This window comes from Protofrankia sp. CiP1_Cm_nod2, assembly GCF_920664355.1.
In the GTDB taxonomy this organism is placed as follows: Bacteria; Actinomycetota; Actinomycetes; order Frankiales; family Frankiaceae; genus Protofrankia.
The window spans coordinates 21,050-21,850 of record NZ_CAKKTL010000081.1; the positions used below are offsets into that span (position 1 = coordinate 21,050).

An 801-nucleotide genomic window follows, 5' to 3' on the forward strand; every position below is an offset into this window, starting at 1 on the left:
GGCAGCCCCGCGGGCGGATTCGATGGGGTGGCCGGGATCCGGGAGATCCAGTTCGACGCGGGCGGTGCGTGTGTGCTCGGACACGGCCGAGGCCTGTTCGCCGCCACTCATCTGGGCGAGCAGCCGGACCTTCTCGGCGGCCCACTCGGCCTGGTGGCGATCAAGCCTCGTCGTCAGGGTCGCGACCTGGCGCTGGGCCTCCTCGGCCTCGGTACGCGCCATCGCCAGCCGGGAGGAGAACTTCGCGGAGCGCTCCTCGGCCTCGGCGAGCTGCCTGCGCAGCCGCACGGCCTCGGCCGCGAGCGCCTGGACGTTCTCGGCGTCCGACGGCACCGCGTCGTCGGGCTCGCCCGGCTCCTCGGCCCGGGCGAGGGCCTCCTCGAGCATCCACACCCGGTGACCGGCGACAGCGGCCTGCCCCTCGGCGGCGGTGACCCGCTGTTCGGACTCGGCCGCCTGCCGCTCGGCGGTGGCCAGCCGGGCCGTGAGCGCCGCCTTCTCCAGCAGCCACTCGTCCCGCTGATGATCGTCCCTCCGATGATCGTCCTGCTGGCGATCGTCCCACTGGTGATCATTCGGCTGGTGGTCGTCCCGCTGGCCCGATGACCGCGTGCCCGCACGCGCGGGCGGAACGGAACCGGTCCCGGCGCCGACAGCCGATGGTCCGGCCCCGGCGGTGTCCGGGCCGCCGTCGCCCGGGCCGCCGTCGCCCGGATCGTCGTCCCGTACGCGGGACGCGGGACGGAGGGCGTCACCGCCGGCCGCCGGCGGACCGGACGGGCCGGCGGGCCGCGCGTCGGG

At 76.3% G+C, this 801-nt stretch carries 1 pseudogene; it reads right to left on the reverse strand.

Annotation, left to right across the window (positions count from 1 at the left end):
• Positions 1-801: pseudogene (locus NBW84_RS11345) on the reverse strand (hypothetical protein); the annotation flags it as partial.